The sequence below is a fragment of the Collinsella sp. AF33-16 genome (genome assembly GCF_003475325.1).
Classification (GTDB): Bacteria; Actinomycetota; Coriobacteriia; order Coriobacteriales; family Coriobacteriaceae; genus Collinsella.
Genome location: NZ_QRQC01000028.1, coordinates 1 through 20,766 on the forward strand (window position 1 = coordinate 1; position 20,766 = coordinate 20,766).

Consider the following 20,766-nt stretch of genomic DNA (forward strand, 5'->3'; position numbering starts at 1 on the left):
CCGGACCGCCCCGCGGTCCAACTTTCTGTCCGCACCCCCAACAGTCCCTATTCCACCGCAACTCACCATCTGTATCGGCATCCAAAAGAAACAAGCCCGCATCCCCAGGGGACACGGGCCCGTAAAAGCCACATGGTAGGGGCGGTGGGACGTCTGCGTATTTGCTGCGCAAATACGCACCGGCCTCGGCCGCCTGCCGGCGCCCTCGCCGGCTCGCTACAAACGCTCCGCGTTTGCTTAACGCTCGCCCCCTCGCGGGTTCGAGCCCCACCGGCGTCCAAAAGAAACGAGCCCGCATCCCTTGGGGACACGGGCTCGAAAACTCCATATGGTAGGGGCGGTGGGACTCGAACCCACAATCCTTGCGGCGAGAGATTTTAAGTCTCCTGCGTATGCCAATTCCGCCACGCCCCCGTGAGACTAGAAGTCTAGCACAAGCCGCCCGTTACGCGTTGACAGCCATCGAGTGCTGGCCCGACTTTTCCAAGTACTCGGCAAACTTGGCCTCGTCGCCCTTGTTCTTGTACTGCAGGGCCAGCAGGTATTCCAGGCGGCAGCTCTTGACCTTGTCGTCACCGGCCTCCTTGAGCATGCGCTCCAGCTCGGGGATGTCGTTGTGGCGCTTGAGGATCATCGTGTCGTACATCAGCTGGCATTCGTGCGCGACTGCCTCGGCCTGACCGCCCTCAAAGCCCTTGATCTCGTGCAGTAACTCCTTGGACTTTTTGCGGTCCTCCTGGCCAACGTAGTAGTTAAAGGCCTTGATTACCAGGTCGACGCGCTGCATCTTGGGCAGGTTGAGTCCCAGCAGCAAATCGAACATCTCGTCGACACGCTTGTGGTCCTCGCGCAGCAGATAGGAGTTCAGGCGCAGGTAGTCGCGGTTGTAGCGCGGGTACAGCATACTGGTGAGTTTAGCGTCGAGCAGGCGATCGAACTCGTCCCACCGCTTGGCAGCCATAAGCTGCTGCAGGCGCTTAAACGTGGTACGTTTTTTGACGCTAAAGAATACCGACACGGCGATACAGATGATGACGACGGCGGTCCAGAGGGTGCGGGAATCGGGCATATTAGGGTCCTTAGTCGCTCGTAAAGCGAGCGGTATGGCAACACGTACTAGATGTATTATACGCAGCGCGCAAGCAAACTGGCATAAAAGCTCATCGAGGCCGAGCGCCATCGCTCGCTGCGGTACACTTACCTAAAGTAAACCATGAAGGGAGACATTACCTATGAAGAAGATCGTTTTGGCTTGCGGTGCTGGCGCTGCTACTTCCACGCTCGTTGCCCAGAAGGTCGCCACCATGCTCGACGCCAACGGTTACGCCGACAAGTACGAGATCGTGCAGTGCGCCATCTCCGAGGCCAAGGACGCTTGCGACGAGGGCGCCGACCTGCTGATCGCCACCACCGTTGCCCCCGAGGGTCTCACCTGCCCGTACGTGAGCGGCGTGCCCTTCATGACCGGCATGAACCGCGTCGCTGCCGAGAAGGCTGTTCTCGACGTCATGGCTCAGTAGGCGCTAACTGTATGAGTGGGCAGAACGCCAATCCGGTCGAGCTCTTTGGCATGCGCGTTGCCCATGTGGGCATTAACGCCACCGACCCGGCAGACGCCCTGGAGATCGCGGAGCTGTTCTCGACGATGATGGGCCTGCCCGTCATCGAGACCCCGGTTTCGTACTTTAACGATTCGCTGGTCGAGATCATGAAGCAGAACGGTCGTGGCACCAAGGGCCACATCGGCTTTGCCGTCAACGACATCGATGCGGCCGAGAAGTGGTTTGCCGAGCGCGGGCTCGAGGTCAACGAGGAGTCGCGCGCGCTGCTGCCCGACGGTAGCACCAAACTCGTGTACTTTAAGCGCGAGTTCGCCGGCTTCGCCGTGCACCTGTGCCGCGAGTAGCGCATAAGCTGCTTTAGTTAGCAAAAAGGGATAGGCCGTGTGGCCCTATCCCTTTATTTATGCCGAGGGATCGACTTTTGCAACGGTCAAAAACCGAAGTCTAATACTTTTCCGAGAAGTGAACGAGACAAATCAGCCCCCCGAAGCATCGACACTTTAAGGGCATCGTTTCCTGCAGTTTCGATGCTGGAATCCTGCGATTTTGCGGCCGAAAAATGCGGATGCTTCGGGGGTCCGAATATGGTCGTTCACTTCTCGGGAAAAGTATTAGACCTCGATCCACGAGGGGGCATCCCTACCGTGGCAGGCGAATCGTAAAGCGGCTGCCGACCCCTTCGACCGAGGTCACACCGATGACACCGCCATGGCTATCGACGATCCACTTGGCAATGGCAAGCCCCAGACCCGAGCCCTGCGCGCCGGCATCGCGCGCGTTGTCGGCGCGGTAGAACCGCTCGAACGCGTGAGCTGCGGATTCCTGGTTCATGCCGATACCCTCGTCCTCAACGCTTATGTCGATCGTGCCCATGCCCGCATCCGGCGCTACGCCAAACGAGATGGGCGTTCCCGCATCCGAGTACTTGGCGGCATTCTGCACGATCACGCGAAGAGCCTGCTTTACAAGCGCCACATCGACGGACGCATCGCAGCGCGAGTCGCTGACAAGCGCAGCGTCAAAGGCCAGTCGATACGTGTGCCCGGCATCGATCATCTGTGATTCTTCGCAAACCTCGCCGACCAGTGCAGCCAGGTTGGTATTCGCGCGCCGCAGCACGGTGCGACCGGCATCGCCGCGTGCCAAAAACAGCAGCTGTTCCACGAGCTCCTGCATATGCTCGCTTTCGGCTTTGAGCGAGGTGATGGATTCTGCCAGCACGTCCGGGTCGTCTTTGCCCCAGCGGTCGAGCATGTTCACGTAGCCCTGAATCACCGCGATGGGCGTGCGCAGCTCGTGGCTCGCATCGTTGACAAAGCGCATCTGCTGCAGCTTGGCCTCTTGCATCTGGCGCAGCAGGCGGTTGAGTGCGACCTCGATGCTTGCCAGGTCGGCGTCGCCGGTGGTGACGCTCGGCGAGTCGACGCTTGCGCGCTCGATGGCCTGTTCCAGCGTTTCCATCTTGCCGCCGGAGAGCTGCATACGGCCGAGCTCGTCCACGCGCAAGGCAAGGTCGTTGAGCGGCGCCATGGTGCGGCGCACGCGGCGGGCGCCGCCGAGCATGTTGAGCACGCTGATGACCTGCCAACCCATAACGACAAGGTAGAGAGGCCATAGCGCGACGAGGTCCTGCGCGAGGGGGAAGGTCTTGGTGGTACGCGCAAACTCGACGGTATAGGTGAGCGTTGTCAGGTCCCAGCCGCGTGCGGGCGTCAGCGACATGCCGTGAACGGTGGCGCCGGGAATCCAGCCTGCGGTAAACGCGCTGTCGGGCAGCGTCTGGTTGTATCCATAGACGAGGATCGCCGCCGCAATCACCATCAGCAACAGATCGAGCCAGACGTAGCTCATCAAGCGGCGCCACATATAGCCCCAGTTGATGGCGCGGGCGATGGAGGTGACGCGCTTGGCCTCGGCGTTATGCGCGGCAGACATAGCCCACCCCGCGCACGGTCTGGATGATGCGGGCGCCGCCAGCGTCTTCGATCTTGGCGCGCAAATGTGCGATGTGCACATCGACGTTGTTGGTATCGCCCACGTAGTCGTAGCCTAGCGCCTCATGCGCGATGCGCTCGCGCGTGAGCACGGTGCCGGCGTGCGCCATAAGCAGGGCGAGGACGTCGAACTCGCGGGCCGTGAGCGCGATGGGCGAGCCGCCGACCGTGACTTCGCGGCGGTCGGGGTCGAGCGCAACCGATCCCACGGTGAGTGTGGCAGGGGAGGGCGAGGCAGGGGTCTGGGCCATGTCACTGGCCGGGGGCATCGCGGTGGCCTTCTCGCCCGCGACGCCCGCCATGCCCGCTCCGGCGCCGACGCCAGCTACGCCCGAAGCCGCCCGCATGGCCTCCGAGCGCTTCAACGCCACGCGGATCCGTGCGAACAGCTCCTCAATCGCAAACGGCTTGGTCAGGTAATCGTCGGCGCCGGCATCGAGCCCAGCCACCTTGTCCATCACGGCATCGCGCGCGGTGACCATAATCACCGGCACATCCTTGTGCTTGCGGATGCGCCGCAGCACTTCCACACCGTTGAGCTGCGGCAACAGTACGTCGAGCAGAATCAGATCGTAGTCGCGCTCCAGCGCCAGGTCCACGGCGGTGCGGCCGTCGGCGGCGTGCTCTACCTGGTAACCCTCGTGCTCCAGCTCGAGCGTCACAAAGCGGGCGATTTTCTCCTCGTCCTCTACAATCAGGATTCGTGCCATACGTGCCCCCGTCTGCGATTACTTGTCGTCGTTGAGATTTTGCTTGATGTCGTCTGCGGCGTCGGCGGCGTGATCCATCAGGTTATTGATGCTGCCGGGTACATCACCGTCGCTGTCGATGCGGTAGCGCATGCCAAAGAACAGGCCAATCAGCATCAGCCATATCGTGGCGCCCCAGGCAAACAGCGCGACGATGGGGATCAGGATGGGAATGTTGAGGATGATCGCATCGCGGCGCGTGGCGATAAACTTGGTGTCCAGACTCAGGCGGAAGAGCTTTTTGAGGTACTCCCACACGCTGTCCATCTTCTTGGAGAAGTCGGTCTTTTCGCTCGACTTTTCGTAAGCGACCTGCGCGGCGACCATCTCGGCAGAGGGCTCATCGACTGGCGCGGACTCGGTGGCGGCATGCGCCGACGTGGTCTGGGTCTTGCCCTGCGACTCGAGCCAAATGATGGCATCCAAAACGTTGCCGTCGGCAGCGTCGAGCGCCGCCTTGGCATCGGTGTAACTCACGTTGCACTTGGTGCGGATGGTTTCAACTTTTTCGAGGTCGTCCATGACCTGTCCTTTCGTTCGATGGGCGCGACGCCGGGCAATTTGCTCGGGCGCGAGCGTTGCGTTCGGCGGTTTGCGTTGCGCCGCCCCGCCCTTGGTCGAACTCTATAGTGCAGGTTATAGATTAAGCGATTCTTGAGCCAAGATTAATGTTGGATGAGTTTTTGGGTGGTGCGGAGGCGGGCAGGGGCAGAAAAGGCAGGTTTTGCGTGGCGTGAAGGAGGGGCGGTCTGATCTTTGGGATAGCTGATAGCGAGGTCTAATACTTTTCCGAGAAGTGAATGAGTGAAAACGGACCCCCGAAGCATCGACACTTTAGAGGTGCCGCTTCCTGCGGTTTCAATGCTGAAATCCCACGATTTTGCCGCCGAAAAATGCGGATGTTTCAGGGGTCCAAAAACAGCCGTTCACTTCGCGGAAAAGTATTAGACCTCAATAGCGGGGGATGGGGTGCCGGTGCAAAACGGCGTCAGAAATGGGGTAAACAAGGCAAACGGATCTAATGGATCAAAAATCACGTTGCAAAAGTATGAAAATATCCTACAATTGCAGCATGAAGTACTTTAGCAACATAGCGGCGATAAGCGAGCTTTCCGAGAGCGAGGGCGTGTTCACCACAGCCCAGGCGGCTCGCATGGACATCTCTCGAGATGCGCTGGCGCACTCATGCCGCGCAGGGCGTCTTGAACGGATATGCCACGGCGCCTACCGGATGTCTGGAACGCAGCGCCGAGACACCGACGAACTCAACGCCTTTTGGAAGCTCACCAATCCCTCCCTTTGCGCGTGGGAGAGAAAACGTCAGTGGGATGGCATCGCCGTGAGCGGTACGACAGCGGCGAACCTGCAGCAAATGGGCGATTTCTATCTGTCCCCCTACAGGATGACCGCGCCCATGCGTATCAATACAAGAAACGAATCCCTTTCTTTTGTAAAGCGCGAGATTGCTGAGCGGGACATCGTTTGGCTCGACGGCCTGCCGGTAACTAAACCCGAGCGCACGCTTGTCGATCTTTGCCTCGATTGCGAGGATCCCTCATTAATTATCGATGCCTATCACGACGCGCTTGGACGTGGACTCGATATACAACGGCTGAAGGATCTTGTAGAGGAGAACTCTAAAACCGCCAAACGACGCGAGCTGATGGCGCCTTTGCTGATGGTACTGAACGGGTAATGCGAAACGGAGGACATGGTGAAGTACAAAACGCCTGCCGCATTGGAGATGGCTGTTAGGAATGCCGCAAGAGAATCACCAATGGATACTAATCGGGCAATCGTCGGTTTCTACTTTCATCGCTTCCTATGTCGCGTTTTTTCAGAAGATGACGGCAGCTTTGTGCTCAAGGGCGGTCAAAGCGTCCTGGCGCGAACACTCGATGCACGTGTCACAAGAGATATTGACTTGGTTGCTCAAGAGGAGAGTCTCGAAGAGGCTATTGTCGATCTGGTGCAGGCTGCTTGATTGATCTGGAGGATTTCGTTTCGTTCGTCTTTGATCGTGCAGAGCAAATCAAAGAAGAAGATGAGTATCGGTGCGGTGCGAAGGTGTGGTTCACCCCCTTTATGGGAACCAAGAAGCTACAGCCAATTTCAATTGACTTGGTAATTGATGAAGTGCGGGGACTTGAGCCTGAGGTTCTTGCGCCGATCGATCGTCTGAATATCGAGGGGCTCCCAGTCTGCGACTATCGAGTATGCCGAGTGGAGAGTGCCCTTGCAGATAAATTGCTCGCAATGATAGAGATGCATGAGGGCCGTGCTTCATCGCGAATCAAGGATATAGTCGACATCTTGGTGTACGCGAAAACTTGCTTCGTCGATGGGGCTACGCTTGTCGAGAGGGTCGAGAAAGAAGCGTCTGCCCGCAAAGTGGCAATGCCGGAAGAGTTCGTGGCGCCTCTCTGGTGGAAACAAAATGGTTCTGCACAGTACGTAAAGATGGCGAGGCAGGCGGGGGTACTTGATCTCGCGGGGAACATTGCTGGGGCAGAAGAGGTCGTCAATCGGTTGTATACACCGTGCTTTAATCATTCGGCGAATGTGTGCAAATGGAATCCTCAGACCACGGGATGGGAATAGGCTAGATAGTTAAGCCGGCGGCAGAATTAGTTCCTGTCGCCGGCTTAAGACGTTTCTACTGCCTATGCGCTATTCGCAGGTCTGGTCGACCACCTGGGTGACGGCCTTTTTTGCGCCTTCGAGGTCGCGCTGGGCTTGGGCGACAGTGGCCTCGGCTTGTTTCTTTGTCCTTACGACCTCGGCAAAGCGGTTGATGGATTCGCTATACTCGCGTGTGCGCGGGTCGAGCGCCGGCGGGACTTCGATCTCAAACAGGTCGCTAGGACGGATGGCGCGGATGCTGGCTGCTTCAGTTAATGCTTGAATCAGCTGCGCCCCGTGGCCTTCGGTAAGGTATCCAACAATTATCTCCGAAAACACTACGCGCTCATCTTCGGTCATCGTTTGGAATGACGGGCGAATGACGGTGGTGTTATGCGAAGCAACCAGATGCTGCTTAGCGTCATCGGAGCTGACGACGAGCAGGTTGGACGCGCCGTAGCGACCCAGCATGCGCGGCATGACGATATCTCCAGCGCGGAGCTCATAACGATCGAGAACGCTGGGGTCCACCTTTACGAATTTAGAATCCGAGCTATTTTGATTATCTGAAGCATCTACGGGCAGAAGATTGCCGTCCTGAAAATCTTGAGATGAGATTCGGCGCACCTCGACTGCGTCAATGTCGTTCGATGTCGTGCTCTCGCGGGGCATGAATGGCGCGACTCGCGTAAAAGAGTCACCGAGTGTGGCGCTGTAGTTTCGGGTGATGGCGATGAGGCTGATTTTGCCTTTTGAGAGAGCGGCGTGGTGTTGGAGCAGCTCGCGCGTGGCAAAAGTGGACGTTTCGATTGGCGTCGATCTTGGCGTATTGGTATCAATGCGGGCCCAGTCAGGAGAGATAGAAAAGGTGATATCAGAGTAATACGATGTTTTAGTCACATATTGAAAACGCGGTCCGGGCTCAATTGCGCTGCGAAATGCAACGCTGCGATTTCCTGAAGACAGTATGAGGAGCGCGCTTGTCATGTAGGGCCTGGGCTCGGAAAGTGGCAAATAAACGACGCTCTCGATGAGCCCTTCGCGTATCAAAATCGTGCGTGCTTGTTCAGCTTTATCAAGTAAATCGGCGGGAAGTACCACGGCTGCTCGAGTGCGGCCCGAAAGGGCGAGAGCATACAGGCACCAAATAAAAGGACCCCAGTCGCAAAAATCAAGGTAGCCAGGCTCCAAATAATCGATGAGCGCGGCACTGTCTTTTTCGATATCGTGCTTATTTGCGCGGTAGTAGTTTGATGCATCGACAAACACCGGCGCTGCATCATCATCGCTTGCATTCTGCTTTCCGGGTTCAAGCTCACAAATATCGGGCACGCCGTTACCGTTTAGGGTAAAGCACTTAGCGAGATCTTCGGCATCCACAGCGCCAGGCAGACGGACAGTGAGCAGGCGACTGCCTTGTTCCAGGTTAAGCGCGCGCGAGAGGGCGGCGGCGGTGAGGCGTGGCAATGATGATGTAGTTTCACGCATGTATAGAGCCCTTTCTTCTCAGTGGGTTTATATTAGCAGAAAAATATTAAAATTTCTAATGACGAGAACAGCACGCTGTGCTATCCTCGAAGCAATCCAAAGCCAACTCAATAGCAATTGCTTGATACATTCGCTTTGTAGCCTTTAGGCAAACTAAGCAATCGAGCAGGATGATTTCACTTATGAAACTACAGGTTAGATCAATAATCATCGTTCTAGCGTCAGAACATTCTAGAACTTAGAACAGACTTACATCAACCACCTGAAACCGGATAGAAAGAAGCATTCATGAAGAAACGGGACAGTATTTACGAGGCATTCCTCAGTGCGATCGACGAGGATCTCCGCGGTATGTGCGAAGTGAACAGGAAGGCAGAGCTGCCACTTCCGTGTCCGTACTGCGGCGAGAAGAACGTCGAGCGCCTGGCTAAATCGCTCGTTGGCGTGCTGGAAGAGCGCTCGCCCGATATTCCCGGGCTGGTGCCCGAGCAGTATCGAGCCGATGTACACGAGGCCCGCGAGCTTTTGACTGCTGCGACGCTCGCTTTGCTTTCGCTGTATTTTTCCCCGCGCGATAGCTGCATGGGCAGCGTGGCAGCCGTGGTGAGCATGTTTAGGCATGGATGTAATGCGGCTTTTAAGTCAGCTGGCGTTCTCTTGTTTGAGCAGGTTACGACAGGGATGAAGTACAACGTCAAGAAGGATGCCTATATTCCGTCCCCATTCGTGCGCCATATCGATAGCAAAAAGCCTTACGACCGGCTGCACCGCGATGGATCGCGTGGCTTTACGGCGGATGAAGATGATGCCGTCATGTTTTATAAGCGCTACCTCAAGGTGCAACGACGCGTGTTCGATACGAGTCCGCGTTTCAACTTTGAGTTATGCGTCAAACGCCCGTTTGAGGCACTTTTGGACGAACGACACACTTTTTATTACATGGAGGAAAAGATGGAAATCGATTTGGCAACTAAGGTACGGGGGCTTCAGGACCGCTACCTCCTCAACTGCGCTCGGGCCAAGGGATACGACCTGCTCGACAAGCTGATGATTAATGCATTGCTTGCGTATCTGCGCGACGGGACGGTTTCAACTGCTGCTCGCGAGAGTTATCTGGCGCAGGCCGAGCGCCTGATCGGCCACGCGACCAAGTCGTCGCGCTCGGCACAGCTCAATGAGGACGACGGTGTCGATCGCATTGCTTAACAACCACCAACGTCACGGACAAGAAAGGAGCCACGCCATGTCAGTCATCAAGATGTACGGCTACGAGGCCGCGCAGCAAACGGAGTATCAGACCAAGAAGTGGGCGACTAAGGAGGAGATGCAGGCGCTGTCATCCGGCGATGAGCAGCGCGATGTGATCTTGGCGCAAGGTGCCACGGTGGCTTTCTACGAGGGCGACAAGCACTGGGAGACAAGCGTGTCCAACAATGTTTTTGCCTTTGGCGGTACTGGTAGCGGCAAAACAGCGAGTTTCGTTTTGCCCAACCTGCTCAACCACCACGAGTGCTGCTATGTGGTCACAGACACCAAGGGCGAGTTACTGCGCCGCACGGGAAAAGGCTTTGAAGAGGACGGCTACGAGGTAACGGTTCTCGACACCATCAATCCCGAGCAGTCGTCCGGGTACGATCCCCTGCGCTACGTGATGGATGTCGAGGATATCCCCACCACGGTGGCGGCAATCATGGAGGGGATCGATCCTGACAGGCGCAGCTTTAGGAACGACCCGTTTTGGGACAACGCGAACGACCTGCTGCTTCGAGCGATTGTTGGAATCCTGTTCCTCCTGGAGTGCCTTGCTGGCACATTTGCGCCAGGCGGGGATCCTGAGGCTCCGCGCCGCTACCTTAAGATGAACAACGTCTTTAAACTGGCTGCGCTCATCAAGGTTACGGGAGATGGTGAGGGGCGATTCCCGTTGGACTACCTTGTAGAAGAGGTAGAGTCCAGGGAGTTTCTCGATAAGTATGGTGCGGAGAACGCTGATCTGTATGGCGTTGAGCAGTATCGCGATTTTCGAGGTGCGGCAGATAGGACGCTTAAGAGTATTCTGATCACGCTCAATGCAACTATCTCGCGGCTTAAGACGCCTCAGCTCATGCGCGTTTTTGAGAATGACGAGATGCGTCTTGATCGTATTGACGAGGGCAAGCGCGTGATCGATCTTAAAGTGAGCGACAACGATTCGGCTAATGCATGGCTTGCGAACGTTGCCCTTAAGCAGCTGTTTAACCTTGCCCAGCGCCGTGCCGATGCCAGCCCCAGCGGCCATTTGCAGCGTCGCGTGCAGTTTGTGCTCGATGAGTTTCCCAATGTGGGACGCATCCCCGATTTTGAGCGCAGCATTGCGACCGTGCGCAGTCGCGGCATTAGCTTTTTGATGTGTGCGCAATCGCTGAGCCAGCTCGATGTCGTGTACGGCAAATCAACGGCGCTTACCATCCTCGATAACTGCGATAGCTTGGTCTATATGGGTGGCGGCAGCAACATCGCGACGCAGAACTACATAAGCGAACTGTGTGGCGAGTCGGTTTTGGGCACCAAGTACGTGGGCGCCGAGCGCACTGCCGTAGATGTGCGCGGTTGCGTGATGACCCCAGGCGAGGTTGGGCTTATGCCTCGCACCGATTGCCTGGTCAAGGTGACCGGCATGCGTCCCTTCCGCGCCAAGAAGTACTTTTGCGACGACCATCCCAATGCAGCTAAGTGGCTAAGGGATTAGTCCCTGCAGCTTTGTGTATCCCATCTTGCATATTTTGTCGCACGGCTTCCGTTAGCCGTAAGCCGTGCGGTCCAGTTTTTGCCTCCTTACCGATTCCGTTTAGAAGGGAATTGCCATGTCCGTTATGTATCGTGAGCCCAGCATCATCAAGAAGTCCAAGGACGGCCGCGTTGCCGCCGTCGATATGGCAAGCGAGCTGCTTAACAGCCGCGTGCTGCTGCTGGAGGGCGAGGTCAACGATGTGACCTGCAACGGCCTTATTAAGTCCATGCTGGTGCTGGAACATCAAAGCGCGGCCGAGCCCATCACCCTCATCATCAATAGCCCGGGCGGCAGCGTTACGGCGGGGCTGGCGCTCATCGACACCATGCAGTCGCTCGATTGCCCCGTGATCACGGTGGGTGAGGGCGTCGTGGCCTCGATGGCCGCGGTGATCTTGGCCTGCGGCGACCACCGCCAGGTGTACCGCCACACGCAGGTGCTCATTCACCAGCTAATGGGCGGCACGGGCATGGCGCAGCAGACCGATATCGAGATTGTGGCCCAGCATGCGGCAGCCATGCGTGCCGAGCTGGACGAGCTACTGGCCGAGCACGGCAACCTGAGCGCTCAGGAGTTCCATGAGCTCACCGAGCGCGACTGCTGGTGTAACGCCAAACGCGCCCTAGAACTGGGCCTGGTGGACGAAGTGATTGCGCCCAGCAAGAAAGCGCTCTAGTGGGGCGCATGCCTTACAAGCACGTTAAACAGGGCGAATGAGCACGTAGTTGAACAGCCAGAAAGAGGTTGAACATGAGCAGGATTTGGGATGTCGACGGTATTGAGTGGGAAGATCTGCCCACCGTGAGCGACCTGCTGTGCGCTGCGGACACAAAGATCCTGGCACGCGAGGTTGCCCTGCGATACGGCGGCAAGCCGGGCGGCTGCGGCCGCGGCGATAGCGATCGCGGCCTAAAGCGCGCCCGCCGCAAGCTCAAAAAGCTGCGCAAGATTGATCCCGAGCCCAGCGACAAGATCGTCCTGTTGCCCAAGCACGTCATCAATCGCCGTGGTGCAGGTCGCAGCTTTGGCCATTACGATGTGAGCCCGTGCGCCTTTACGCGCGACGGCGTGCAAAGGCTAGGGGAAGATGCGCTTGTCGATGTGTATTCGTGGGAGTTGCTCCCGCTGGGCGAGGAGTCCGCGAGCGTTATGTTGGGCTATCGCGTATGGCTCGGCGGCGAGTGGGACCTATGCGAGCGCTACCGCTTTTTGGCTGCGGTATGCGCGAGCGTGCTGAATTGCATCCGGGAGGAAAAGGAGCTGCGCAGGTATCTTGAACAGGGCGGTGCTGCTCCCGATATGGACGAGGACGATACGGTTGAGGGCATCCGCAGCGACGTGCTATATCCCGAGGAAGTGTTCAACGCAAAGCTTGGCGGCTATTGGGACGAGAGCCTGGGACTCGACCTGCCCTGGAAAAACGAGCATCGGCAGACCTGCGTGCGAATCGACAGAGCTATCGATGACCTGTTTGCCGATGAAACGAAGCGTTGCGCTGCGGCGCTTGGGAAAAAGCTTGAGCGCGGATATGAGGAGCGCGGTGAGCAACCGGACGAGGATTTGCTGAACGGGATGTCCTTGTGAATGGTTGCTTGCAGTCCGATAAAAATCTGTCCGGACGAAATGATAGAACGATAGCGTAAATGGCACCCGTACTTTAAGGAGTTAACAATGGAAATCGCCTATAAGGAACTGTTTCGTGTAAACCGTCCTATCTGTGGTCCTGGACCAGGAGGTTTCTTCATTAAAAGATTCAAGGAAAGCGGCTACAGTGAGGCTGAATTAATCGATCTAATTACGGAGATGGACTTTTCTCCGGATGGACGAGGCACGAACATTGGTCTGTACAAGAAATGCGGGATAGTTAAGTGGGCGGTTGAAAAGACATGTTATACGGATTGGAGCCCCACCGTCATTGGCTTGGTCTTAACAGTTGCAACCGGCTTTAAGGTCTTTGGATGGGCTAATCAAAAAGCAATACCCTTTTTCGGTAACTTGAATGCATCTCTGTTTCCGGCGGCTGTTCTAGTTGGCTTACTGGTGTATTCAGTCGCTAGGTTTCAATTTGAGCTAAAGAAGACAAGGCTGCTGTGTGCCCTGGATCATATTGAGACTATTGAGGAGGCAAGGCAGGATTGTAAGGCTAAGTAAGTTCGCGAACATGCGAGAATGGTGACCGTACCATTGAGGGAAATTGTATGCTAGGGGCCGCGGTCGTGGATAAACAGATTAAATCAAGAGAGCGTGTCGTCGACCATGGTGAGGTATTCACCAACGAACGCGAGGTTAATGCAATGCTCGACATGGTAGAGGGTGAGTGCGAGCGCATCGATTCCCGGTTCTTGGAGCCGGCCTGTGGCGATGGTAACTTTCTTGCTGAAGTTCTGCGCCGCAAGCTTGAGGTCGTGAAAAGGCGCTACGGCAGTTCATCTATTGACTACGAACGACATGCGTTTGTGGCGGTTTCCTCTCTCTACGGCGTGGATCTCCTGTCTGACAACGCTGCAGCCTGTCGCAAGCGTCTTTTTGAGCAGTTCATCGGAGAATATGCCAAGGTGGCGAAAGGTCGCGTCAACGCCGCATTCTTAGATACAATCCGCACTGTGATTGATATGAACATCCTTTGCGGTAATGCTCTCTCGATGCGTCTTGTGGACGAGAGTCAGGAAGATACCGACGAGCCAATCATCTTCTCTGAGTGGTCTTTGGCGATGGGGGATAGGGTCAAGCGCCGCGATTTTCGCCTTGACGAACTTCTTGAGGGGCAGCGGCAGCAAATGAGCCTTTTTGGTTCTTCTGGCTCTCCTTCGTCGGAATGGGAATACGACGAAAGCGTTAAGGCATACATTCCTCTGCCGATTCGGGAATATCCTTTGACGAGCATTTATCAGATAGGAGCTGCAGCATGAGTGGATTATACGACACAACGTACAATCCTGACGTCTTGTCATGCCTCGCGAATCTATCGAGCGATGAGGTTTTTACCCCGCCCGAGATGGCCAACCAAATGCTAGATATGCTTCCGAAGAAAATCTGGTCGGATCCGGAAGCCACCTTCCTTGATCCATCCTGCAAATCCGGCGTCTTTCTTCGTGAAATAACCAAGCGCCTCATCGAGGGGCTGCAGGATGATTATCCCGTTCTCGATGAGCGCCTTGAGCATATTCTCAAGAAGCAAGTCTACGGTGTCGCACTTACAGAGCTGACGGGCTTGTTGTCTCGTCGCAGTGCATATTGTTCCAAATATGCTAACAGTCGCTATTCAGTGGTGGAATTTGATAGCTCTGACGGGAATATCAGGTACGGACGTTGCGAACACAAATGGCTTAATGGCAGGTGTCGGTATTGTGGTGCCTCGGAGAAAGAGTACAAACGCGATGCCGAACTTGAAACCCATGCGTATGAATTCATCCATCAAGATAATCCAGGGGAACTGTTTCCTATGAAATTCGACGTAGTAATTGGCAATCCTCCTTATCAGTTAAGCGATGGCGGCAATGGCGCCAGTGCGATGCCGATTTACCATAAGTTTGTCCAGCAGGGCATGAAACTAAGCCCCCGCTATTTAACGATGATCATTCCCGCGAGGTGGTATGCCGGCGGCAGAGGATTAGATTCGTTTAGAGCTGAGATGTTGCATGACGACCGCATCAGGGAGCTCCATGATTATGTGAATGCGTCAGATTGCTTTCCCGGTGTCGAGATTAAAGGCGGTGTCTGTTATTTCCTTTGGGATCGAGACCATAGGGGGCTTTGTCGTGTCTACTCGCATGACGGTAACGACGTCTCGATGGATGAGAGGCCATTACTGGAGGACGGGATGGAAACCTTCATTAGGAGTTCAAAACAGATATCCATTTTAAAGAAGATACGCAGCATGCAGGAAAAGCCGCTTTCGGAAGAATTAAACGCGGGCCGTTACTTTGGGTTCCACACTCGCGCCCTATGGAACGGTACCGACGGTTCTCTCCAGACCGCTGACGGATCTTCGTCATATCCAGTTAAAAAGAACAAGACGGGCGCGTTCGCGACTAAGGTGTATATCGCGCATGGCGAGTGCTGGATTGAACAGAAGAATGTCACGCGAAACGCCGGCGATGTCCAAAAGTACAAGGTTCTTATTCCGCGAGCCGGCAATCCCGGTGGCACAATTCTCGGAAAGCCGAAACTTGCTGAACCGGGGTCATGCAGTTCGAACACATATAACGTTTTTGTTCTTGGTGCATCTGCTTCTGAGGCAAATAACTTAATTCAGTATCTGAAGACGCGTTTCGTTCGATATCTTGTTGCAACCAGGACGGCCACGCAGGATATGGCTCCGAAGGCGTTTGAATTCGTTCCGGTCCAAGACTGGAGCCATGCTTGGACTGATGAAGAACTATTTGAAAAGTATGGGCTAGACGAGTCTGAGATAGACGATGTGTGCAGCTCGATTCCCGGAATGGAATAGCTATGCCTACGCAAGATTTCTTCCCTCAGCGCCCTGACGCCCATCCGGCCATCTATGCCTATTCCGATACTGATCCCAACCACAAAGGAATCCTGAAGGTCGGCTATACGGCCAAGGACGTTGAGCAACGCGTACGTGAGCAGTTTCCCGTACTGCAACCTGAGAAAAAGCCATACAAAATCGAGTTTGCCGAGTCCGCGATGCGCGACGACGGCACTTTTTTCCTAGATCATCCCGTCCATGACTGGCTCGAGGCCCACGGCTGCGAAAACATCAATGGCGAGTGGTATCGCTGCACGCCCGACCAAGTGCGTGCCGGCTGGATCGCCGTGCGCGACCGCACCGAGAACGACGAGGCGCGCGACCAGGACTTCAGCATGCGACCTGAGCAGGCCGAGGCCGTGCGTCGCACGCGTGAGTACTTCGAGTCTGTGACCGCCGAGGGTTCGCAACGCACGCCCAAGTTCCTCTGGAACGCCAAGATGCGTTTTGGCAAAACCTTCGCCACATATGAGTTGGCGAAGTCGATGGGCATGAGGCGCGTCCTCGTGCTCACGTTCAAGCCCGCTGTGCAGAGTGCCTGGCAGGAGGACCTAAACCGCCATGTCGACTTCGAGGGCTGGCAGTTCGTCAGTCGCGGCGGCAAGCAATATGAGGACTGCGATCCCCAGCGCCCGATCGTCTGCTTTGGCTCGTTCCAAGACTATCTCGGTCGAGATTCCAACGGAAATATCAAGGCCCGGCACGAGTGGGTGCGCCTAGAAGACTGGGACCTCGTGGTGTTCGACGAGTACCATTTCGGAGCATGGCGGGAAACGGCCAAGAAGCTCTTTGACTCGATCGACGAGGACGAGGAGAAGGCCGTCCATGAGGAGGTCAAGGTCACTGGCAACGAGCAGGACGAGACGTGGCTGCCGATCGTCACCAAGTACTTCCTGTTCCTATCCGGAACCCCGTTCCGCGCACTCAACAGCGGCGAGTTTATCGAGGAGCAGATCTTCAACTGGACTTACTCTGACGAGCAGGAGGCCAAGGCTAACTGGAACCCCGCCGACGGTGATAACCCGTACGCATCGCTCCCGCGCATGGTCATGCTCACCTACCAGATGCCGGAGGAGATCAAGCGCATCGCGCTGAACACCGAGACGAACCAGTTCGACCTCAACGTGTTCTTCTCCGCAGAGGGGGAGGGCGAGGACGCCCAGTTCAAGTTCAAGGACCACGTCCAGATGTGGCTCGACCTCATGCGCGGCCAGCACATGCCGGCCACAAAGGACGAGCTGAAGCTGGGCGAGAAGCCGGCCATGCCGTTCTCCGATATCCGCCTGCTCAACGTCCTGGGGCACACCCTGTGGTTCCTGCCGAACGTCGCGAGCTGCTACGCCATGGCCAACCTCCTCAAGGAACGCCAGAACACCTTCTATCATGACTTCAAGATCAACGTCTGCGCCGGTGCCGCCGCCGGCATCGGCCTGGACGCCCTGCCGCCCGTGCAGCGCTCGATGCGCGAACCGCTGGAGTCCCGCACGATCACGCTCTCATGCGGCAAGCTGACGACCGGCGTCACGGTGAAACCGTGGACGGGCGTGTTCATGCTCTCCAACGTCAAGAGCGCCGAGACCTATTTCCAGACCGCGTTCCGCGTGCAGTCGCCGTGGACGGTCAAGGACGACGACGGGCGCATCCAGATCATCAAGAACGAGTGCTACGTATTCGATTTCGCGCTCGACCGCGCCCTCACGATGGTCTCCGATTACTCGACGCAGCTCGCCACCGACCCCAAGAAGGGTCCGGAGCAGAAGGTCGACGAGTTCGTCAAGTTCCTGCCGGTGCTCGCCTATGACGGCAGCAGGATGAAGGAGATCAGCGCCGCCGAGGTATTGGACATCGCCATGGCCGGAACGTCGGCGACGCTCCTCGCGAAGCGCTGGGAGTCCGCGCTGCTGGTCAACGTCGACAACGACACCCTGCGCCGCCTGCTCGCAAACGACGAGGCTATTAACGCCCTCATGAACATCGAGGGCTTCCGCAGCCTCAACGATGACATCAAGACGATCATCAACAAGTCCGAGGCCGTCAAGAAGGTCAAGAAGGAGAAGGGGGAGAGTCTTACCCCGAAAGAGAAGAAGGAGCTCACCGAGGAGGAGAAGGAGTTCAAGAGCAAGCGCAAGGAAATCCAGACCAAGCTGATCAAGTTCGCGACCCGAATCCCCGTCTTCATGTACCTCACGGACTACCGCGAGGAGACGCTGCACGACGTAATCACCCAGCTCGAACCTGGGCTGTTCAAGAAGGTCACCGGCCTGTCCGTCGATGACTTCAACCTCCTCGTCGGTCTGGGCGTCTTCAATGCACCCCTGATGAATGACGCGGTCTACAAGTTCCGACGCTACGAGGACGCGAGCCTTGTCTACACCGGTGTCAACAAGCACGCCGGCGAGCGCGTCGGCCTGTACGACACGACGCTTTCCGAGTACGACTACCTCGCCGCGAAACAGCAGGAGTCGATGATCGCGCCGGACGGCTCTGCCATCGACCTCACCAGCGCCGAACCCGTCACGCGCCCCGTCGAGCAAATTGGGAAATTTCCTGTCGTCCAAAAGGTTGCTCAACAAAAAGTTGTACAGCAAACGGAGAAACCGAAAGCATCGGCGGAGCCTGTGTCGACCACTGTGTCGACCAAAACGGATTGGGTCGCGGACGTCCTCACCAACCGCGGTATCGAATTCGTCGACAAGCGCGAGAAGTCCGGTGCCTTATGGGCACTCGGCGGCGTCGAGCTCGCTCCGGCGATGGGGACGTTGCGCGACCGCGGCGCCGACTTCACGTTCAAGCCGAGCGGCGGCAAGGCAACCAAGTTCAAGGAGGCCTGGTATCTCACCGGGTATCCCGATGAACTGAACGATGACGTTGCCGAAGAAACTCCGGCGATCGACTACAGCAAGGTCGTTCCGGGCTATCGCGTTATTCACAAGGGCCTCGGCGGGGGAACGGTCAAGCGGATCAATGGCGGCTTGATCTCAGTTGCGTTCGATGACTCCCCGAATCGTCAACGTGCATTTACGTTTCCTGGTGCATTTGAGCAGGGGCTTTTATCTCATGCGGCGATGGCCGAATCAGACGGCCCGATTTGTCTTTAGATAGATATATCACTGTTAACTCGCTGAAGGAGCTTTTGGGATGGATGAAAGAACAACTCGTGGGCTAGCGTTTAAGCGGCGTGATAGCGAAGGTAATGTTACTGCCTTTCGCAATACAATAACTTCTAAATTAGGAATGACTGACTTGCAGGGGCTGTTGATTGGCAAGAGCGGGGAGTTTACTGAAGCGGTTGAGGCCTTTGAAGTCGAGGGGTTCGCACGCGATGCTTTGCTAAAAATACTCCTGCCAGCATCAGATTTAACGCGTAAAGTCAGGCTTGCAAATGCGATCGGTGTTCCATTTTCGGTTTGGATTCATGGAACGGACGACAAAGGGATTATTCGAGCCATTCAACTGGATGTGGACGAAGAGCGTTTGGGCGGTGTAAAGGTGGTTACAGAACGCCTGTGCACAGAAGATAGATTTATAGAATGGTGGGCTGAAAAAAAGAAAACGCCTCAGACAAAAAGATTTAGAAAACAGTATATTCAGAACAGTTATTTTGACAAACTGCTTGAGAGCCATGGCATGGTGTGGGGCGGCAATATCGATGGAGCTATATTCGCGCCGGACGGCAGTGTTGAGGCGATTGTCGAAATAAGATGTACGGAGAAAAATCCAATCGAGACTTATGATCCATCTCGTTATTACAAGGAGGATACGTTTACATGGCAACCCGTTCTTAAGTTGTCGAGAGATTTGGACATTCCGTGTGTATTGCTGACATTTAAAAAGGAATATAAGGATGGGGAGACGGGGGTTCTCGGGATTGCAGGCGTTCTCGGCAATGACGATAACGGACTTAAATACCTAGACGCTAAGCCTCCTTGCAATAACTTAGTTCATTCAGCTGACGAGGTTCGAAGGTTTGTGCTGGATATGAAGATGGCCCACGCGCAACTAAAGTAACCTTGATTGGGCACGGGCCAAGGTGAACTCCGGAATGGACGAGCTTCTACGATTCTCGGACTAGTAAGTTTGGTTGCCTCGCGGTGCCCTGCGGTTCGCTCCGGCGTCACATTCCCTTATCCTCTGTGCTAAAAGATCGTCTACCGGCTACTGTCTGGGTTCATGTTTAAATTAAATCGGGGATTCGTTGTAGTCGTCTGCCTCTCCTTTGTTAATGGCGTTGCGTCCGAGGAGCGATCATTTCTGTCGGATAGGCAATCCCAGTAACCGGATAAACCGGGGATGGGGAGATGCTCAATTGTTCTCGCGCTCTTCTTTCTGGTCTTGTCAGCCTCTAGCTCTAATGAGATGACGGAGGCAACCAGATCGAATTTAGAGATTGACCATCCGTTATCCGATTTGCGACAGTGACCCGCATTCTTTTTTGCGAGTTTGTCCAAGAGCTCTGGAAGGGTGCCTAGTTGTGCTGACTGGGTCGTGATGTCGACGATTACACTGCCATCCTCTAGCGAACCGTTCCAAATAACGGGATGAGGATAACCGCACGCTTCAGGCGTTTGAGTGCTAGGTTGGTTTTTGGGCCGATTGATTGCCTTGAGCCACTCTTCGTAAAGTGCTTTCGGCACGAGAGGGGACCGTTGATAATAAGGTCCAAGGGTGTGGTCAACGGCATTGGCTAGTTCTTGAAAATATAGCTGTCGCTTTTTGTTAGTAGCCATCGGGTTGTGCCCGTCTTTCCCGCTGACAGTATCTGCTTTGCGTCTTAAATTGACGGCAGTTGCATGGGGCGGCTTTTTACCAAGCTTGAGTTTTGTATTACTTGCGGGATTGCAGTACATGCCCGTTTCGTTGTCGTATCTAGAACAATACTTGCTATTGTTGCCAGCTGGGAAAAAGGGTTTGTTGCATGTGCTGCATTTTGTCGGAAGTGCCCCGGATCGCAGGGCTTCGCATAGTAGATGCGCATAGAAAACCGAGAATGATTCCGGAAGAAAAGAATGAATCAATGAGTGGGAGCGGTCTATCAAGTGCTGGAAATGGTGAGTATTTGCCCGCATGAGCACCGCTGAATATTGCGAAA

20 protein-coding genes and 1 tRNA gene are annotated in these 20,766 nt (G+C 55.8%); 14 read left to right on the top strand and 7 right to left on the bottom strand.

Going from position 1 to position 20,766, the window contains the following annotated elements; genetic code table 11:
- Positions 1-329: 329 nt before the first annotated feature.
- Both DWZ52_RS08975 and DWZ52_RS08980 read right to left on the bottom strand, forming a co-directional pair.
- Positions 330-414 (bottom strand) — tRNA-Leu (locus tag DWZ52_RS08975).
- 31 nt (positions 415-445) lie between these two features.
- The gene (locus tag DWZ52_RS08980; protein WP_118385380.1) at positions 446-1,069 is read right to left on the bottom strand and encodes a hypothetical protein; all 624 of its coding nucleotides are present in this window, start codon (positions 1,067-1,069) and stop codon (positions 446-448) included.
- A gap of 163 nt (positions 1,070-1,232) precedes the next feature.
- Between DWZ52_RS08980 and DWZ52_RS08985 the strand changes: the two genes are divergently transcribed.
- Positions 1,233-1,520 carry a PTS sugar transporter subunit IIB gene (locus tag DWZ52_RS08985; protein ID WP_117736040.1) on the top strand — a complete coding sequence of 96 codons (288 nt, stop codon included), beginning with the start codon at positions 1,233-1,235 and terminating at the stop codon, positions 1,518-1,520.
- A gap of 11 nt (positions 1,521-1,531) precedes the next feature.
- Positions 1,532-1,906, top strand: a complete 375-nt coding sequence (locus DWZ52_RS08990; protein WP_118385381.1) for a VOC family protein — start codon at positions 1,532-1,534, stop codon at positions 1,904-1,906.
- A 295-nt stretch (positions 1,907-2,201) separates the two neighbouring features.
- Here DWZ52_RS08990 and DWZ52_RS08995 read toward each other — a convergent pair whose 3' ends face one another.
- The 3 genes from DWZ52_RS08995 to DWZ52_RS09005 are packed head-to-tail and all read right to left on the bottom strand — an operon-like array spanning position 2,202 to position 4,827.
- Entirely contained in the window at positions 2,202-3,497 is a 1,296-nt protein-coding gene (locus tag DWZ52_RS08995; protein WP_117640415.1) for a cell wall metabolism sensor histidine kinase WalK, read from the bottom strand.
- Positions 3,481-4,266 carry a response regulator transcription factor gene (locus tag DWZ52_RS09000; protein WP_118385382.1) on the bottom strand — a complete coding sequence of 262 codons (786 nt, stop codon included), beginning with the start codon at positions 4,264-4,266 and terminating at the stop codon, positions 3,481-3,483. Before DWZ52_RS09000 ends, DWZ52_RS08995 begins: the two co-directional genes overlap by 17 nt.
- An 18-nt stretch (positions 4,267-4,284) precedes the next feature.
- The gene (locus tag DWZ52_RS09005) at positions 4,285-4,827 is read right to left on the bottom strand and encodes a DUF4342 domain-containing protein (RefSeq protein ID WP_117640413.1); all 543 of its coding nucleotides are present in this window, start codon (positions 4,825-4,827) and stop codon (positions 4,285-4,287) included.
- Between the two features lie 499 nt (positions 4,828-5,326).
- Between DWZ52_RS09005 and DWZ52_RS09010 the strand changes: the two genes are divergently transcribed.
- From DWZ52_RS09010 to DWZ52_RS09015, 3 genes are read left to right on the top strand one after another with little or no spacing between them, the layout of a single operon-like run.
- Positions 5,327-6,001 (top strand): type IV toxin-antitoxin system AbiEi family antitoxin domain-containing protein, encoded by a 675-nt coding sequence (locus DWZ52_RS09010; RefSeq protein WP_199408775.1) that lies wholly within the window; start codon positions 5,327-5,329, stop codon positions 5,999-6,001.
- A gap of 15 nt (positions 6,002-6,016) precedes the next feature.
- The gene (locus DWZ52_RS10250) at positions 6,017-6,289 is read left to right on the top strand and encodes a nucleotidyl transferase AbiEii/AbiGii toxin family protein (protein ID WP_199579228.1); all 273 of its coding nucleotides are present in this window, start codon (positions 6,017-6,019) and stop codon (positions 6,287-6,289) included.
- Positions 6,286-6,906, top strand: a complete 621-nt coding sequence (locus tag DWZ52_RS09015; RefSeq protein WP_199579231.1) for a nucleotidyl transferase AbiEii/AbiGii toxin family protein — start codon at positions 6,286-6,288, stop codon at positions 6,904-6,906. Before DWZ52_RS10250 ends, DWZ52_RS09015 begins: the two co-directional genes overlap by 4 nt.
- Before the next feature lie 69 nt (positions 6,907-6,975).
- On the opposite strand, the gene DWZ52_RS09020 is transcribed toward DWZ52_RS09015, so the two are convergent.
- Positions 6,976-8,415, bottom strand: a complete 1,440-nt coding sequence (locus tag DWZ52_RS09020; protein ID WP_089573574.1) for a hypothetical protein — start codon at positions 8,413-8,415, stop codon at positions 6,976-6,978.
- A gap of 288 nt (positions 8,416-8,703) precedes the next feature.
- On the opposite strand from DWZ52_RS09020, the gene DWZ52_RS09025 reads away from it, so the two are divergent.
- The 9 genes from DWZ52_RS09025 (at position 8,704) to DWZ52_RS09065 (ending at position 19,685) form a co-directional block, all read left to right on the top strand.
- The gene (locus DWZ52_RS09025) at positions 8,704-9,621 is read left to right on the top strand and encodes a hypothetical protein (protein ID WP_117637101.1); all 918 of its coding nucleotides are present in this window, start codon (positions 8,704-8,706) and stop codon (positions 9,619-9,621) included.
- A gap of 37 nt (positions 9,622-9,658) precedes the next feature.
- Positions 9,659-11,143 carry a VirD4-like conjugal transfer protein, CD1115 family gene (locus DWZ52_RS09030; RefSeq protein WP_158572438.1) on the top strand — a complete coding sequence of 495 codons (1,485 nt, stop codon included), beginning with the start codon at positions 9,659-9,661 and terminating at the stop codon, positions 11,141-11,143.
- A 115-nt stretch (positions 11,144-11,258) separates the two neighbouring features.
- Positions 11,259-11,861, top strand: coding sequence for a ClpP family protease (locus DWZ52_RS09035; protein WP_117637099.1), 603 nt, complete (start codon positions 11,259-11,261; stop codon positions 11,859-11,861).
- A 74-nt stretch (positions 11,862-11,935) separates the two neighbouring features.
- A complete protein-coding gene (locus DWZ52_RS09040; RefSeq protein ID WP_117640411.1) occupies positions 11,936-12,769 on the top strand; it encodes a hypothetical protein in 834 nt (277 codons plus the stop codon).
- Between the two features lie 87 nt (positions 12,770-12,856).
- On the top strand, positions 12,857-13,336 hold the full coding sequence (locus tag DWZ52_RS09045; protein WP_117640410.1) for a hypothetical protein: 480 nt from the start codon (positions 12,857-12,859) through the stop codon (positions 13,334-13,336).
- Between the two features lie 65 nt (positions 13,337-13,401).
- Positions 13,402-14,094, top strand: coding sequence for an SAM-dependent DNA methyltransferase (locus DWZ52_RS09050; RefSeq protein WP_233524938.1), 693 nt, complete (start codon positions 13,402-13,404; stop codon positions 14,092-14,094).
- A gap of 98 nt (positions 14,095-14,192) precedes the next feature.
- Positions 14,193-15,635 (top strand): Eco57I restriction-modification methylase domain-containing protein, encoded by a 1,443-nt coding sequence (locus DWZ52_RS09055; RefSeq protein ID WP_233547301.1) that lies wholly within the window; start codon positions 14,193-14,195, stop codon positions 15,633-15,635.
- A 2-nt stretch (positions 15,636-15,637) separates the two neighbouring features.
- Positions 15,638-18,775, top strand: a complete 3,138-nt coding sequence (locus DWZ52_RS09060; RefSeq protein ID WP_118385384.1) for a DEAD/DEAH box helicase — start codon at positions 15,638-15,640, stop codon at positions 18,773-18,775.
- A gap of 40 nt (positions 18,776-18,815) precedes the next feature.
- Entirely contained in the window at positions 18,816-19,685 is an 870-nt protein-coding gene (locus DWZ52_RS09065) for a hypothetical protein (RefSeq protein WP_117640406.1), read from the top strand.
- Between the two features lie 140 nt (positions 19,686-19,825).
- On the opposite strand, the gene DWZ52_RS09870 is transcribed toward DWZ52_RS09065, so the two are convergent.
- A partial coding sequence (locus DWZ52_RS09870) for a hypothetical protein (RefSeq protein ID WP_233547302.1) occupies positions 19,826-20,766 on the bottom strand: 941 nt, incomplete at its 5' end.